Origin of the sequence: Sphingobacterium siyangense (genome assembly GCF_007830445.1) — a bacterium.
Classification (GTDB): domain Bacteria; phylum Bacteroidota; class Bacteroidia; order Sphingobacteriales; family Sphingobacteriaceae; genus Sphingobacterium; species Sphingobacterium siyangense.
Map to the genome: position 1 here is coordinate 178,545 of NZ_VLKR01000009.1, position 15,310 is coordinate 193,854.

Genomic DNA, 15,310 nt, shown 5'->3' on the forward strand with positions numbered 1-15,310 from the left:
GTAAACTTTCGATAAAAAACGGTATTGAACAATGTTCAATACCGTTTTTTATGGACATATCATTTTTACTTCCAGATACGAAGTCTTTCAAATTCACCATAACCTAACTGGTTGTTACCGGCAATCTGATAAAGTCCGACGCGCAGTCTTTTGCCGTTCAGATCGGGGCGTAGAAACGGTGTTCCGGGAAGATCCTTCCAGTCCATGCCATCTCCCGAGCAACGCAAAAAGAAATAATTACCGATCTTCTGAACCTGAAGGTAGGGCGAAAAATTTAGGCCGGTTCCTGTATTCTCTTCCTGAAAAATCTGTGGGCCGATGCTCCGCGAAAGATTGCCCAGGTTCCATCCCGTCAAAATACAATTGGTGATGTAGGCATCCTTACTATCCACGCGTTGAATCATGATACCGGCTTCACTTGATGTACGTGCTTTGCGGGCCAAGCCTGCCACATCGCTTATCTTAACCTCTAGCGTAAAATCTCCCTCCAGCTCTTTATAAACAAAGGGGGCCAGAAGGTCTGCATCACCCCATTTTGTATTTTTGGACTGGATTTTCCAGGTTCCATTCAAGTAGGAAAGCGCTGTCTGTGTACTGTCGGTTCTTTCACTGTATTGATAACCATCCCAGAAAGGAATTTTCTGATCCTTGGCGGAATAGCTTTCATCGTGTGCTGGCTGTACCAATTGCGGCCTTTTCGCCGAAACCCCTTCCACTACCGGCTTACTGACATGGCCAAAGGCATCCTTTGCCAGAACTTCGATGGATTTTCCAGGTTCGAATGATTTAAAGAGATGGTAAGACTGTTGCTTCCAGCCTGAACTTTCGCCCTCAGAACGGAAGAGATACCACATTCCCGCTTGCTTTTCGACCTGTACAAATACCTGATCCGCATTGATCAGGTGCGGCGGAGAAAGCACCTGCGGAACATACCCATCCAGCCCATTGGCCAAGCCCGCCTTCCACTGACTGAACTTCGCGCTTACCTCATCCGATGTTAAGGTGCCAGAATAGGCGCGAAAGAAATGAAATGGATAAGCCAGTTCAATGCTAGTCTTATTTACCCGCAGCAGTTTGTCAGAAAACACCCGCTTTTCAGCCTTCCCATTGCGATAAAAGCGCTTTTTTCCTTTATCATACACAAACACAGCATGCTGCCAGGCAGCGCCGTCGTACCAGTCAAAATCCAGCGTATACTGCTGCTGACGAAGAATGTCCGTTAGCGCCGCACTTTCAAAAGCCTTACCTTTCAATGCCAATCTATTTCCCGCTACCACCACCTCCGCATCGTCAAGCGTTACTAAGGTATCCTTTGCTGTTCCTTGGTTCCGCAAGGTGTTGAGCTTTCCGAGATTTAAATCGTCAGTTTGCAGCGCAAAGAAATCCGATTTCGGGACTTCATTGGCCAAACTGGCCACTTCCTCCTCATCCAAGCTCGTATTATATACCTGCAAACTGGATACATAGCCCGAAAAATGCTGATCCAGCACATCCGAAGCTCCCAGGACAAAAACATCCCCGGGCCTGACAAACAGCATCCTATTTTCCCTGCGTTGCAGCTTTCCGTCCACATAAATAGACTCCTGATAGCCGTCAAAAGAAAATACAATATGATGCCATACATTTGCGCCTGGAACCGATGCATACCCCAAATCAGGCCAGGAGCCATGCGTGATGGCCCCACGTCCGGGATCAGTACCATAACCAAAAATCGCTTTACTGAGATCCTGCTGCCCCGACGACCAGGCAACCAACTGTTCAAACCGGGCGATGTCCGGATTATTAACCCATAGCGCAATACTATAGGAACTATTTGCAGCCAATGACTGTGGCACAGCGAAGGTCGAGCGCAATGCGGTAGCTCCATCAAAGAAAAATGCCTTTTTACCCTGATAATTTTTAACGGCCAAGGCATGTTCTGTACTGAACATCCCCCCGAGTAGCCCTTTATTCTGAATACCTTTTACTTGTTGCCCCTCCTGGTAATTGGCCGCATCGATATGGATTAAATTACCCAATGTTATTTCCTTGACGGGCATCGTTTGTGCTGCAGACCACAGCGTCTGTTGCGCAAGCTTTTGTGCATACACTTTCATGTTCCAAACGCCACGAGGAAGTCCATTCACTTGCGTGTTCAATACATGTAATCTAACATATCTTGCCATAGCTTTGCCATGTTCAACAATAGGACTTGCCCAACGGTCATTATTCGAGCGATCTACAAAGCTTTTCCAGGCAAGACCATCCACAGAAGTTTCGAGTCGGTATTGATAGGCATAAGTCGGGTATTCAAACTGAATGGATATGGTCTGTATATCCGATATCTTACCCAGGTCAATAGCTACCCAGGCCGGTCCTTGATTATTTTTGGCCCGCCATAGTGTTCCATTGTTGTTGTCGACTAAGAATGCAGGCCTAAAATCTGCATTGTAGTAAGAAGAGGCCTGCACCGTTTTCCCAAAAGCCAAATCGACTGGCCCTGTAACTGTTGGAAGCAAATCTGTCACACCAGCATGTGTGGGCCGCACCGGCTCAATATCGCCGTCAGGCCTAAAGAATAGCTCGTCCATGGCAACCTGACGGTGGAAGCCGCCCCCAGCATGTGGGTTATTATGCCTGTGATAGACGATGAAATAACGATTATCCTGTTCAAGAATACTATGATGTCCCGGACCATGAATACTACCATCCTCGTTTGTAATCAATATCGGATTGGCCGATGGATATTCAAAAGGTCCCATGGGACCGATTTTACTTTTAACATATTGCACACGATAAGTACCATCTTCACAATGCCCCGAGGAGTACATCAGGTAATAGATGCCCTTACGCTTAAACATATAGGGCGCCTCAAAAAAGTCCTTTGCCACAGTATTAGGAATCAATGCTGTTTTTTCGAACGTTTTCATATCCCTGTTGAGTATCCCCACCCCACATCCATGATCGGGGTAGATTCCCCAGGTTCCCCAAAATAGATAGATGCGACCATCATCATCCCGAAAGGTTTGCCCGTCCAGAGTAATTACACCTGGAACCATATAGTTCGGGATCATCGATTTGCCACCGGCTACCAAAGGTTCCCAGGGGCCTGTGGGGCTGTCGGCCACTGCCCCAAAAATTTCTACAGGCTGACTATAATAGAGGTAATATCTTCCGTCGTATCCCTGCGTCATATCAGGAGCCCAGTACCAGTGTGTATTGGGCCAGTTCATGGGTTGAATGGTCCAGTTCTTAAAATCCCTGGATGTCCATACCTGTGATGGCCCTGCTCCCCAACCATTACCATCGGTGGTCGCATAGATATAATACGTATCTGCAATTTTCTTGATGCTCGGGTCCGCAAAATACCCAGGCAACAGTGGATTCAATACATTAGGCTGTTGGTAGGGTTTCAACGGCTGTGCCACCAGCCCTGTAAGCGACATAACCAGTGCAACCAAAATAGCGAAAGAAAAATGATGTTTCATGATAACACAAAGTTTACTGGTACATAAAAAACGATATCGCCATTCAACTAACTTTACAACAAATAAAATCTACGATAAATGTCTATTTAACATTAAATTTATAACTTCGATCATCGCATTACAAATTTTGAGGGCTAATAGGTTAAAAATGGGCTATTGAAGGTTAAAATCTACCCATAAATCGAGGGTACAATCCTTCATCTTTGTAAGAACAATGATCTTCGGCGTATTAAATGAGCAATAACATGTCAAAAATGAATCTTAAAAAAAGCTATTGGATCCTATTTGCGCTCGTATGCACACAGTTGCCAAGCAGCGTATATAGCCAACAGGACGAACACCCCGTATGGAAAGCAGTCAAAGCACAGCAAGCCACTTTGGGCGTAGAAGAGGGGGCCAAAAGTTTTACCCTCAAAAACCTCAACGTAGCTATCCTCAATGCATCGCAGACGCTATCTTCTTTTCGCCCCAACGGTGGCGAAAAAGATTTTGACTATACACCTGTTGAACTCCTGAACAAAAGAGACCGCAATAAGTTTTTTCATATCGGTGATATCAATATCAGTTTGCGTCGTCAGGGTGATACTCCCTGGACTTCCTACTCGTCGGCGGCAGACCGTAAGCATGTCATCCCAATAAATTCGGCAAAAAACCATCTTGCAAGCGCAGACATCAGCCCTACGCTCAACAATATTCCGTTGAAGGTTGTACGCAACTGGCAAGAAGAGCAGGGCGATCTGATCCTGAGTTTTGAGATTTCAAATCCCAACGATTATCCCATCGAAATCGGCGCGCTGGGTATCCCACTTCCCTTCAACAACAACATGGATTGGAAAAACCTCGATCAGGCCCATGCACAGAATGTTTTTTTCGATCCCTATATCGGCCAAGATGCAGGTTATCTACAGGTCAACCGCCTACATGGCAATGGGCCGAGTCTACTGGTATTACCTTACAAAAATGCTGGTTTTGAAGCCTATAATCCGCTCAATTCAGACCCTACCCCCCGAAGTATTACCTTTGAGGGATTTCATGAATGGATGATCCACAGTAAGGCCTATGCCGAGACCGACTGGAAAGGCGTAGAACAATGGAATACACCGACTTCTACCCTCTTAAAGCCACACGAGTCAAAGACCTTTGCCTTAAAATTTGTGCTCGCACCAAGTATCCGGCAGATTGAATCGGAGTTATTGAAAAACAATAGGCCCGTTGCTGTTGGACTTCCCGGATATGTTGTCCCCATGGACAATCCCGCCAAACTTTTTGTTAAGCACAACAAAGCGGTCAAAAGTGTCAGTGTCTTTCCCGAAGGTGCACTGAGCCTGACAAAAAAAAGAAGCACAGCCCAGCACTGGACGGAATACGAAGTGAAAGGCAACCGTTGGGGACGTGTACGGCTTACCATCAACTACGAGGACGGCATTACACAGACGATCCATTATAAAGTAATCAAATCCGAAAAAGAAGTTGTACAGGATCTAGGTCATTTCCTCACCACCAAGCAGTGGTATGAAAATGACAAAGACCGCTTTGGTCGCTCACCATCTGTCATATCCTATGACTATGAAGAGCAGCAACCCATCACCCAAAATAAGAGCGCCTGGTTTGCGGGCCTGAGCGATGAAGCCGGAGCAGCAAGCTGGCTTGCCGCCCTGATGAAACAGGTACTGCAGCCCGATCAACAGGAAATAGCCAAGTTGAAACGTTTTGTCAACGAGACCCTCTATGGTCATATCCAGCATAAAGAAGGCGACAAGAAATATGGGGTTGTGAAAAGCCTTTTTTATTATGAACCAGACTCGATGCCGGCCGGTACCTATCGTTCGGATATCAACTGGAAAACCTGGTCTGCCTGGCCCAAAAAGGAAGCCGATGACATTGGACGGTCCTATAATTATCCACATGTTGCGGCAGCACACTGGGTAATGTACAGGCTCGCCCGCAACTACAACAATCTGGTCAATGAGGAAACCTGGGACAAGTACCTCGAACGAGCTTACCAGACCAGTATCGCTATGATCGAAAAAGCGCCTTATTACGCGCAGTTCGGTCAGATGGAAGGCAGTATTTTCCTTATCATCCTCAATGATCTTCGTAAAGAAGGATTAACCGCTAGGGCAGACAAGCTCGAAGCGGCCATGCGCAAGCGGGCAGAGCATTGGAAAACCCTCAATTATCCATTCGGGAGCGAGATGCCATGGGATTCTACCGGTCAGGAAGAGGTATTCCTCTGGTCGCGCTTTTTCGGCTTCGACGAAAAGGCGCAGGTGACACTCAATGCCATCATTGCCTACATGCCTACTGTGCCGCACTGGGGATACAATGGCAGTGCACGCCGTTACTGGGATTTTGTCTATGGCGGCAAGCTTTCCCGTATCGAGCGGCAGCTGCATCATTATGGTTCGGCCCTCAATGCCATTCCTGTCCTTACCGCCTACCGCGACCATCCGGACGACTTCTACCTGCTCCGTATCGGACATGCAGGCATGATGGGTGCCTTAGCCAATGTCACAGCCGACGGCTTTGGCCCGGGAGCTTTCCACTCCTACCCGTCCACTCTGGCCAATGATGGCATCTCGGGCGATTATGGAACCGGCTTTTATGGTTATGCCGTCAATTCGGGGACCTATATTGTCGAACATCCCGAATTTGGCTGGCTGGCTTTCAGCGGTAATCTAAAAACCGAAAAACAGCAGGTCAAGGTTGCCCTCACTACAGCCTCCAAGGGACGAGTCTTCCTGGCAAAGGAAAACCTTTGGTTGACCACAGATGCCGGAGAAATTGTTGAATTATATTACGATCAAAAGGACCACAGCGTCACGCTGATCTTCAATAATGAAGCAAAACAAAACAGAACAAATATCCTGCTCAATGTAAATCCCGAAAGCCATTATGAGGTGGAAGGAATAAACAAAGATCCGTTGAATCGCTATGTAATACCCCTATCAACAAAAACGGTAAAATTGAAAAAGCTGAAGTAGAAGAGATCCACACAACGGCCTACCAAAACCTCGCCTATATCTACACCAGCATCCATGCGAGAAACATAAGTGATCATAAGACGCAAAAAAATCGGGCTTTCATTTAGATGGAAGCCCGATTCAAAACAAAAGGCTATTTTTTTACAGCACTATTTAGCTCAGCAGTTTTTGCTGAAATGCAAAACGGATCAGATCGGCCGTATTTTTGCTTTTGGTTTTGTCCATCAGGTTCTGACGGTGTCCTTCGACAGTCCGTTTGCTCAAAAAGATTTTATCCGCAATTTCTACAGCCGTAAATCCCTGCGCTATGAGTTCCAGTACGGCAAATTCCCGTTCTGTGATTTCATACTGCGACAGCCGTGAAGTAACATCTACGGCCCCACTATTCTCAGCATCAAAGTATTCCATAAACCGTAAACCGAAATTGGTCATCAGATATTTATGCCCATGCGATAAACGTAACAATCCAAATAAGATTTCATCATAATCCCCCCCTTTAGATAGATATCCGTCTGCGCCACTCCGGAAAGCTTCGGCTACATCAACCGGATCTTCAATCATGGAAAGCACAGCAAACCTAAGATCAGGATATATTTTTTTGGCCATCCGGATGAAACTTACACCATCCATGCCCTGCATATTCAGGTCCGTTAAAACCAGATCCGGCAATACATTTTGTTCAAGATAGATCAATGCATCCTCTGCACTGTCGACCTCACCTACCACCGAGAGCTTGTCGTGGGTATCAATGATCAAGCGTATCCCATTTCGCACAAGTCGATGGTCATCAACTAAAAGAATTTTAGTCATTTTTCCTCCAATCCTACTAAGATACTTTATTTTTTTTAATAGGCTATTTTTTAAATTTAGTTCAAGTAAAAATCCCCTACAAGTCTACTTCACCTTTCGCCATATCTTTTCATTGCCCACCTGATTATAGCGGTGTGCCAACGCAGAAAAGCGCAGTGTCTCCTGACTGCCCAAGGCGAGGTATCCGAATGTTTCGAGGCTTTCATCAAAAAGGGACAATACCCTGGCCTGAAGCTGCGTATCAAAATAAATCAGCACATTGCGGCATAGAATCAGCTGAAAAGCATTAAAAGAAGCATCACTCACCAGATTGTGAGATGCAAAAACAATACGTTCCCGCAAGGTGGAATTGAGTTTTACCCAATTATAATTCGCGCTGTAGTACGCTGAAAAATCAGCTTTACCGCCCGAAAGCTGATAATTTTCGACATAGGATTTTAGATTTGCCATCGGGATGACGGCCTTCTTTGCCTGCTCGAGCACCGAGGGGTTGATATCGGTGCCATAGATCAGTGATTTGTGCAAAAGATTCTCTTCTTGCAATAGAATTGCCAGTGAGTACGCTTCCTCACCTGTTGCGCAGCCCGCTATCCAGATGCGGATAAACGGCGAAGTGCGCAATTTGGGAAGAATTTCATGACGCAGATTTGCGAAAAAGCTTGGATCACGAAACATTTCGGTCACATTCACGGTCATCTTTTCAACAAATCGCTGCACATATTCCCGATCGTGAACAACGCGATAACGCAGTTCGGCGAAACTCGTAAAATTATCCAGCAGGCAAAGCTGGTTGATCCGCCGCGACAAGGATGCTTTCGTATAGTGGGTAAAGTCGTAACCATAGAGACGCTCCACATCCTCCATCAGGATCATGACCTGCTCTTGGCTGACAATTTTTTTCCCTGTGGTCATCCCGCTATTTCTCTTATCATCTGCACAAGCAGTTCAATGTCGATCGGTTTCGAGATATAGCCATTTGCTCCTGCAGACAGGCATTTTTCACGATCACCGGTCATAGCTTGTGCCGTTACGGCGATGATAGGCAATTCACTTGCATTCCATGATTGACGGATCAACTTGGTGGCTTCATAGCCGTCTATCTCGGGCATCATCATATCCATGAGGACAAGACTTATGCCTATATGATATCTTAGCTGGACAAGTCCATCTTCTGCAGACAGACAGCCGATTGCTTGAAAACCTCTTGACTTCAGGGCCAATTTCAACGCAAATATATTGTTCTGATCATCGTCGATGATCAATATGGTTTTGTTCTTATCCATGCTCCTTATTTATTGCGTTATTATTCATACAACCATACACGCAAGAGAGACAATAGCTGATCGATATCCACCGGTTTGGATATATAATCAGACGCTCCCGCGGCAATACATTTTTCCCTATCCCCCATCATTGATTTGGCTGTAACCGCAATAATGGGCATATTTTCGTATCGCTGATCTTTTCGGATCGAAGCAATCGTTTCGTAACCATCCATTTCGGGCATCATCATGTCCATCAGGATCACCGCCACATCCGGATTATCTTCCAGCTGTTTCAGCGCATCTTTTCCGTCCGTTGCCGGCACCACGGTCATCTGATATTTTTCGAGCGCCTTGGTGAGCGAGAAGATATTTCGGATGTCGTCATCCGCTACAAGTACCTTTTTTCCCTGCAGAACATCCTGCAAAAAGCCAAGTCTACCCGGCGATTTGATAGAAGGACCGTTATTTTCTTCTACAAGATGTAGAAATAGACCAACTTCGTCCAATATACGCTGATAGGAATTAGCCGTTTTTACAATGATAGAATCCGCATACCGTTTTAATTTCATTTCCTCTACCTGCGAAAGGTTCTTACCGGTAAATACAATAATCGGCAAATTTTCAAGGCCTTGGTTTCGTTTTACGGCTTCCAATGTCTCGTAGCCAACACGGTCTGGAACCCCCATATCAAGGATCACACAGTCGGCAGTGTCTGAACTCAGCGCCACAATGCTATCTTCTACATTGCTCTTGATCTCCGAGGCAATGTCAGAACTCTCGAGGAAGAGCGACAGCGCCGCAGCATGTTTGGGATTTTCTTCAACGATCAATACTTTTTTGGGATGCCGCGTGAGGGCATCTTCTATTTTACGGAACATATCGCCCATCTGCTCCAATGCCATCGGTTTATTGATAAAGTCTATGGCGCCCTGAAGCAGGCTTTCTCTTTTAACCTGTAAAGAAGACATAATATGCACAGGTATATGTCGAGTCTTGGGGTTTTCCTTGATCTCAGCCATTACCTGCCAGCCATCTTTAAGTGGAAGCTGAATATCCAATAAGACCGCCAACGGCATATAACGTGCCACCATCTCCGTAGCGATATCACCACGGACGACCACGATACCTTTGTAGTTTTGCTGACGCGTATATTTGAGCAGGATCTTTGCGAACTCAATATCATCTTCAACAATCAAGATAAAACGGTCGCCTGCGACGATGCTATCGCGATCATCCGGAATATCGGCTGGAATAGGAATCTCAGGCATCCTTTCCACGGCCTGCACTGCCACTTGTGAATCTTGCCCCACTACGGCGTGCCCCACCGTTTCAACGTCTGTTTCTCCGATCATTGGTCGCTGCAATTCCGTAGCAAATATGGATGGCATGTTGCCCGAAATCTGCTCCGGAAGGATGAGGCGGAATACACTGCCTTTGTTTTCTTCGCTATCCAGCAAGATTTCGCCACCGAGTAGGCGCGCCAGTTCCCGACTGATCGAGAGCCCTAGTCCAGTGCCCCCAAATTTGCGGCGTGTAGAACCGTCTGCTTGTTGAAAAGCCTCAAAAATCAGATGCTGTTTGTCTTTTGGTATTCCTATTCCAGTATCGCGTACTTCAAATACGATACGGTTTCTCTGCGACTGTTCGCGGTCAATATGCAAGGTAACCTTACCCGAAGCTGTAAATTTGATGGCATTCGACAATAGATTACGTAAAATCTGATCCAGGCGCTGCTTGTCTGTTTCGAGCTGCATCGGCAAACCCTCCGCGGCGCTCATTTCTAATTCGAGCTGCTTATCCGCGGCGATTGGTCCGAACATAGCCGTCAGTCCATTCAGTATATCGGCAAAATATACAGGCTGTACATCCAGATCCATTTTTCCGGATTCTATTTTGGAAAGATCCAGAATCTCATCTATCAAGGTCAGCAGGCTCTTTCCTGAACTTTGGATCACAGCTGCCGATTCCATCTGCTCTTCATTCAGGTTACCATCCGAATTTTCGGCCATCAAACGGGAAAGTAACAGAATTGAATTGAGCGGTGTACGTAGTTCATGCGACATATTGGCCAAAAACTCAGACTTATAGCGTGTACTTTGCTCAAGCTCTGCCGCCTTTTTCTGAATTTCCTGATTGCGTTCGGCAATTTCAACATTTTTATCTTCCAACAGTTTGGAGCGTTCCTCCAATTCACGGTTAGACTGCACCAGTTCTTCCTGCTGCACACGGAGTTCCTCCTCCGATGCCTGCAATTTATGCGTATGCATTTCGAGGCTCGAATTAAGGGATTCCAATTCGGTATGCTGTGCCTGCAGCTCTTCGGTCTGTGCCTGGGTTTCTTCCAATAGATTCTGCACCACCAGTCTGGCCTGCGCCGCCGCAAGTGTAGTACCTACCTTTTGCACTGCATCTCTAAAAAATGTCAACTGTATGGAAGAAAAAGGCTGTAATGCCCCCAGCTCCATCACACCGATACATTGGTTATCCTCAAAAATAGGCAAGATAAAAAGGTTGTTCACCTGCACCTTTCCGTTGGCAAAACTGATAACATAGCTGCTATTTTCGAGGTTTTCAAATAACTTTTCTTTCTCGTCTTTAAAGACCTGACCGACCATGCCTTCTCCTGGAGCGAAGCGATTATGGTCGGGATTTTCGAGTCCATAGGACCCCCTTAAGACAAGTTCATCCTGTTCCATCAGGTAAATGGCACCATTGACACAGTTGCCATATTTTGTCAGATGGCCGAGCGTAACGGCTGTGAGCTCTTCCTGCTGTTTATTACCCATCAAGAGGTTGCTCAGCTGGGTTAGTCCGGCCTGATGCCAATTGTTATCACTGAGTTCATCAAAAGATGTTTTGAGCGACCTAGCCATTTCGTTGAGGGATCCTGTCAAGCTGCCCAGATCGTCCTGTTCGGCATCCTGAATCTGCATTTCATAATTGCCGGCAGCAATCTCGCGTGCTATACGCTGAGTAATACTCAGTCGGCGCTGGATCTCCTCATCTTTTCGTTTCAGGTCATTCTGCAACTCCTCACGCTTAAAGAAATCTGCCCTGAGGCGGAAGTAAAAAAACAGCGTAATCAGCAACGAAACTGCCGCAGCCAATAAAACAAATATGGAGGTGTATCCCGAAGAGCGTGTAAGTTCATCTGAACGTCGATTGAGCAGCGATTCTTCTTTATCTATGATTTTGCTGATCAACAAACGGCAACTGTCCATATAGGTTTTGCCTTCTTCAAGCTGGGCAACAGAGATCATACCACCTCGTTTTTTGATGTTCACCAAATTCTCTAATCGATTTAGTCGAGACTGAACAAGTGTTGACAGGGTATCAATCACCTGCTGCTGCGCTGGGTTATCAGCCGTAAGATCGTGCGCGCGGCTCAGCGATTGAGGCAAAGACTGAAGACCATTTTTGTAGGGATCGAGAAACTTATCCATCCCCGTCAGCAGGAAGCCGCGCTGGCCCGTTTCTGCATTCTGTAAATCCTGCAAAATTTTATTGACACGGCTCATGACACGGCGACTGTGATCGACCATCGCACTATTATGGATCTGCTTACGGATACTCACATAAGAAGCCGTTGAACTCGCTAACAGGATCAACAGTGAAATTCCAAAACCTACCTGCAGGTTTCTTAAAATAGTTTTAGGCATGCTTTTCAACAATTGAGTTAAGACAATGCCAACTGATGATTTAGATGGCCGCCAAATATAGCAATAGGGAGCTTAAATTAAATCCCGTGTCGCCCGGCCCCAACCATCTTACCGTATTTTAACAAAAACTTACGTATTTATCCCCCTTCAGCAATCTTGCTGGCAATAATAGCCGAGGTAGCGGCGCAAAAATCTAGGCCCGAATAATCCGGATTATAGCCGCCCATGTAAGGTACAGCCATCATGAAAAGACGTTGACTGGCGTTGCCGCTGTGATCTACCAGCCGGAAGCTGTCGTCTATCTTTACCCCGGGTACCTGCAAAAAAATGGCGCCATCCGGAGCTACAAACATATGGTCGTTGCCTGCCAGCATTTGTTCTTTGGCCTGTTCCACTGAACGAAATCGCAGGTAAGCTGGACTGACATTGCCATTGTCGACTAAACTCTTGAAAGGAAATTCTTCAAAGTTCAAGGGGCGCTGTCCTACACAGTCCACAAATGTCTTATAATAGGTTTTTACTTCTATCCCAGATTCATCGGTATAAAAATAGTTAGCGCCGCGGTCGCTCGCAGGTTCAACCCGACTGTCCGTACCAACATTGACCACTTCCAGCCGACCAGCATCGTGTAGTGCGAGGAGCTCACGACTGGAACTCTGCGGCACAAAAGCGATGACAATGGAAATCAACGGCATCAGTACTTTTTTTAAACGCAGCATATCTTCGGCAGACATATATTTGGCCGGGTAATTCAGGGTAAAGCTCAAGGCAGAAAGCACTTCTTTCCAATAGATAGACTGACGCCTTCTGATAGATTTCAGCGCTTGTTCGTGCTCTTGGCGAAATCCCTCGAAGGCATCTTTCTGTTCCCTTAAACTGAGTACTGCTTCTACAAAGTCTTCCAGGCTGAGCTTTTCCACGATCGCATAAAAGTCGGGATCCTTTTCTTTAAACTGCGCTTTAAAATTACGATCGAACAGAAAATCCAACGACACGAAACCTTCATTTTCAAGTCTGTTAAGCATGAGTTCCTCTTCGGAGATCAAGAGCTTGTTGGCTAGGAAAGGTTCTTCCTGATGGAATCGGATCGCAGGCAGAAGACCACTGCGGGTATGCATCAATAACTTAAAATTTTCACTTCCCGGGTCGATCTGATATCTTAACTCACCTGTCTCCAGCGCCTCAAAAGACCCATTGTGGCGTGCCAGTTTACGGATAGCATCGATTGCCGTGAGCGAAGCGCCACGTAAGCCTACTGCATGGTCTGTTTTTAAGGCGAGCTTTGACGGCGGATAGGGTGATTCAAAATAATGTTCTACATTGCCCTCATACCTGGTTGGCCATTTATGTCCGGTACAGATGATAACCTTGTCTACGATATAGGTATCGGTGCTGCCCACCATGATTTTAACCTGCATCTGGCTATCGAGATCAATGATATCACTGACCTGGCTGCCGAGATGAATCTGTGTTTCTATCCCCTTTCCATCCGCCATCCGTTTCAATAGCATAAACTGCTCCGACAGATAGCGGCCAAGGAGCAGCCGTGGTACCACTTTGTAGCGATTAAAATCGTCAACATCGATGCCATAGCTTCGGAGCGTGGTCTCCGATAAGGATTGAACATAATCCTCAATCGTCGAAACCAGTGCGGGAATTTCATGATCCGAGACATTAGTTAGATGCTCCGATGTAGCACCTTCGTAGCTATAAGGCATCCCTGCCCCCAATTGCTTGCGGGACTCGAAAATAGATACTTTGAGACCGGCTATATTCTTTTCGACCAGTCTCTTGTACATAAACAGGCCACTGGGTCCACCCCCGATAATGGCTACATGAATATTTTGTTGCATAGTTTTCGTTGCGCTGCCTAACGGACAGTATTCGGTTCTAAGAACAAGGGTAAATTGCAGAAAGTTTTAGGGGCCATTTATTCCCGGACAATAAAAAACGGGATAAATACGGGCCACGATTTAAATACCTGAATCTCGGATTCTGCAAACGATCATCAGGTACCTGCTGTTTTTCGAATAAACAAAATGATAACAAATAAAAATATTATGGAAAACAACATCAACAATCCAGAGATCATCAATGACATTATTAAGATCAACAACGACCGCATCGAGGGTTATAAAAAAGCTATTGATCTAGCGACAAGTCATGGCTTGGATAAACTTATACCAACATTTCAAAAATTCATCGGACAATCGGAAGAATTTATTGCCGAGTTGACACCTTATGTTGAGCTTGAAGGCAAAGAGGCGACGGATAGCACCATGCTGAGCGGCAAGCTTTTCCGCGCCTGGATGGGGATAAAAGTGAATATTACGGGAGATGACGAAAGAAGCCTGCTCGAAACCTGTGAGCAGGGAGAAGATGCCTTCAAATCAACTTATCAAACAGCTTTGGCTGAAGGATCGGAAGAACTTTCGCAAAATGTTCATAGCTTAATCAATACACAGCTCAGCAAACAGCTTGAAGCGCATAATATCATTAAAATGCTGCGCGATAGCAAAACCCTCTAAGATTGAAATAGTAATTTTTCTTTTTCACGAAAAATACCGAAGTGTATATTGCTTCGGTATTTTTTTTATGTCTCGACTTCATCATCGACTCATCTTAGCCAAGAATGTAGCGCCGCTTTTGCTGATTGCTTCCATTTCTCCCGAACAGAGATTGTTGTCGTAACCATAAGCGGAAAAAGGGAATCTGAAAAATCATATATTATAGCAGCATTGACATAAACGGTTAAAAAAAGTAATATTTTACATCACTTGCGTCCTAAACGTTTAAAAAGTGGCGGTGTTTGGATATAGCAAAGTTGCTATATTTAAATTGCAAAATTATAACCCACCGCCATGATAAATTTAAATGTTTTTAGTCAGATTTTATCTCTTATCGACCGCGAATTATTCAAAGATTTGGTTTCAAAGCACAAAAGTGACAAACATCAGAAAGGGATCAACAGCTGGACGCATCTAGTCAGTATGCTTTTCTGTCATTTTTCCTCAGCAGATTCGGTTCGTGATATTAGTAACGGCCTACGCAGTACCACTGGTAAAAGGACACCCATTTTCGCAAAGATCTTGGTCAGCTAAAGCGTAAAGTATATCTGATGGATG

At 45.6% G+C, this 15,310-nt stretch carries 9 protein-coding genes; 3 read left to right on the top strand and 6 right to left on the bottom strand.

All coding sequences use genetic code 11. The annotated features are described in order from the left end of the window. Positions 1 to 65: 65 nt before the first annotated feature. Positions 66 to 3,467, bottom strand: a complete 3,402-nt coding sequence (locus IQ31_RS10370) for a family 43 glycosylhydrolase (protein WP_088162351.1) — start codon at positions 3,465 to 3,467, stop codon at positions 66 to 68. 254 nt (positions 3,468 to 3,721) lie between these two features. Here IQ31_RS10370 and IQ31_RS10375 point away from each other — a divergent pair, with 254 nt between their 5' ends. Beyond that, positions 3,722 to 6,451, top strand: coding sequence for a DUF5695 domain-containing protein (locus tag IQ31_RS10375; protein WP_208734215.1), 2,730 nt, complete (start codon positions 3,722 to 3,724; stop codon positions 6,449 to 6,451). Positions 6,452 to 6,604: 153 nt separating this feature from the next. On the opposite strand, the gene IQ31_RS10380 is transcribed toward IQ31_RS10375, so the two are convergent. The 5 genes from IQ31_RS10380 to IQ31_RS10400 form a co-directional block, all read right to left on the bottom strand. Beyond that, positions 6,605 to 7,261, bottom strand: a complete 657-nt coding sequence (locus tag IQ31_RS10380) for a response regulator transcription factor (protein WP_145327916.1) — start codon at positions 7,259 to 7,261, stop codon at positions 6,605 to 6,607. 84 nt (positions 7,262 to 7,345) lie between these two features. Continuing rightward, the gene (locus tag IQ31_RS10385; RefSeq protein ID WP_145327917.1) at positions 7,346 to 8,173 is read right to left on the bottom strand and encodes a CheR family methyltransferase; all 828 of its coding nucleotides are present in this window, start codon (positions 8,171 to 8,173) and stop codon (positions 7,346 to 7,348) included. Further along, the gene (locus IQ31_RS10390) at positions 8,170 to 8,544 is read right to left on the bottom strand and encodes a response regulator (RefSeq protein WP_145327918.1); all 375 of its coding nucleotides are present in this window, start codon (positions 8,542 to 8,544) and stop codon (positions 8,170 to 8,172) included. Before IQ31_RS10390 ends, IQ31_RS10385 begins: the two co-directional genes overlap by 4 nt. A 20-nt stretch (positions 8,545 to 8,564) precedes the next feature. Beyond that, the gene (locus IQ31_RS10395; RefSeq protein ID WP_145327919.1) at positions 8,565 to 12,185 is read right to left on the bottom strand and encodes a response regulator; all 3,621 of its coding nucleotides are present in this window, start codon (positions 12,183 to 12,185) and stop codon (positions 8,565 to 8,567) included. A 137-nt stretch (positions 12,186 to 12,322) separates the two neighbouring features. Further along, positions 12,323 to 14,038 carry an FAD/NAD(P)-binding protein gene (locus tag IQ31_RS10400; RefSeq protein ID WP_145327920.1) on the bottom strand — a complete coding sequence of 572 codons (1,716 nt, stop codon included), beginning with the start codon at positions 14,036 to 14,038 and terminating at the stop codon, positions 12,323 to 12,325. Positions 14,039 to 14,224: 186 nt separating this feature from the next. Here IQ31_RS10400 and IQ31_RS10405 point away from each other — a divergent pair, with 186 nt between their 5' ends. Both IQ31_RS10405 and IQ31_RS10410 read left to right on the top strand, forming a co-directional pair. Continuing rightward, positions 14,225 to 14,713 (top strand): PA2169 family four-helix-bundle protein, encoded by a 489-nt coding sequence (locus IQ31_RS10405; RefSeq protein ID WP_145327921.1) that lies wholly within the window; start codon positions 14,225 to 14,227, stop codon positions 14,711 to 14,713. Positions 14,714 to 15,046: 333 nt separating this feature from the next. Further along, the gene (locus IQ31_RS10410) at positions 15,047 to 15,286 is read left to right on the top strand and encodes a DUF4372 domain-containing protein (protein WP_145327922.1); all 240 of its coding nucleotides are present in this window, start codon (positions 15,047 to 15,049) and stop codon (positions 15,284 to 15,286) included. The last annotated feature ends 24 nt before the right edge of the window (positions 15,287 to 15,310 follow it).

What these genes read in the sequence shown, in the direction of transcription:
- IQ31_RS10385 (WP_145327917.1), bottom strand. Translation starts at nt 8,173, where the DNA reads ATGACCACAGGGAAAAAAATTGTCAGCCAAGAGCAGGTCATGATCCTG.
- IQ31_RS10375 (WP_208734215.1), top strand. Translation starts at nt 3,722, where the DNA reads ATGAATCTTAAAAAAAGCTATTGGATCCTATTTGCGCTCGTATGCACA.
- IQ31_RS10390 (WP_145327918.1), bottom strand. Translation starts at nt 8,544, where the DNA reads ATGGATAAGAACAAAACCATATTGATCATCGACGATGATCAGAACAAT.
- IQ31_RS10405 (WP_145327921.1), top strand. Translation starts at nt 14,225, where the DNA reads ATGATAACAAATAAAAATATTATGGAAAACAACATCAACAATCCAGAG.
- IQ31_RS10370 (WP_088162351.1), bottom strand. Translation starts at nt 3,467, where the DNA reads ATGAAACATCATTTTTCTTTCGCTATTTTGGTTGCACTGGTTATGTCG.
- IQ31_RS10400 (WP_145327920.1), bottom strand. Translation starts at nt 14,038, where the DNA reads ATGCAACAAAATATTCATGTAGCCATTATCGGGGGTGGACCCAGTGGC.
- IQ31_RS10410 (WP_145327922.1), top strand. Translation starts at nt 15,047, where the DNA reads ATGATAAATTTAAATGTTTTTAGTCAGATTTTATCTCTTATCGACCGC.
- IQ31_RS10395 (WP_145327919.1), bottom strand. Translation starts at nt 12,185, where the DNA reads ATGCCTAAAACTATTTTAAGAAACCTGCAGGTAGGTTTTGGAATTTCA.
- IQ31_RS10380 (WP_145327916.1), bottom strand. Translation starts at nt 7,261, where the DNA reads ATGACTAAAATTCTTTTAGTTGATGACCATCGACTTGTGCGAAATGGG.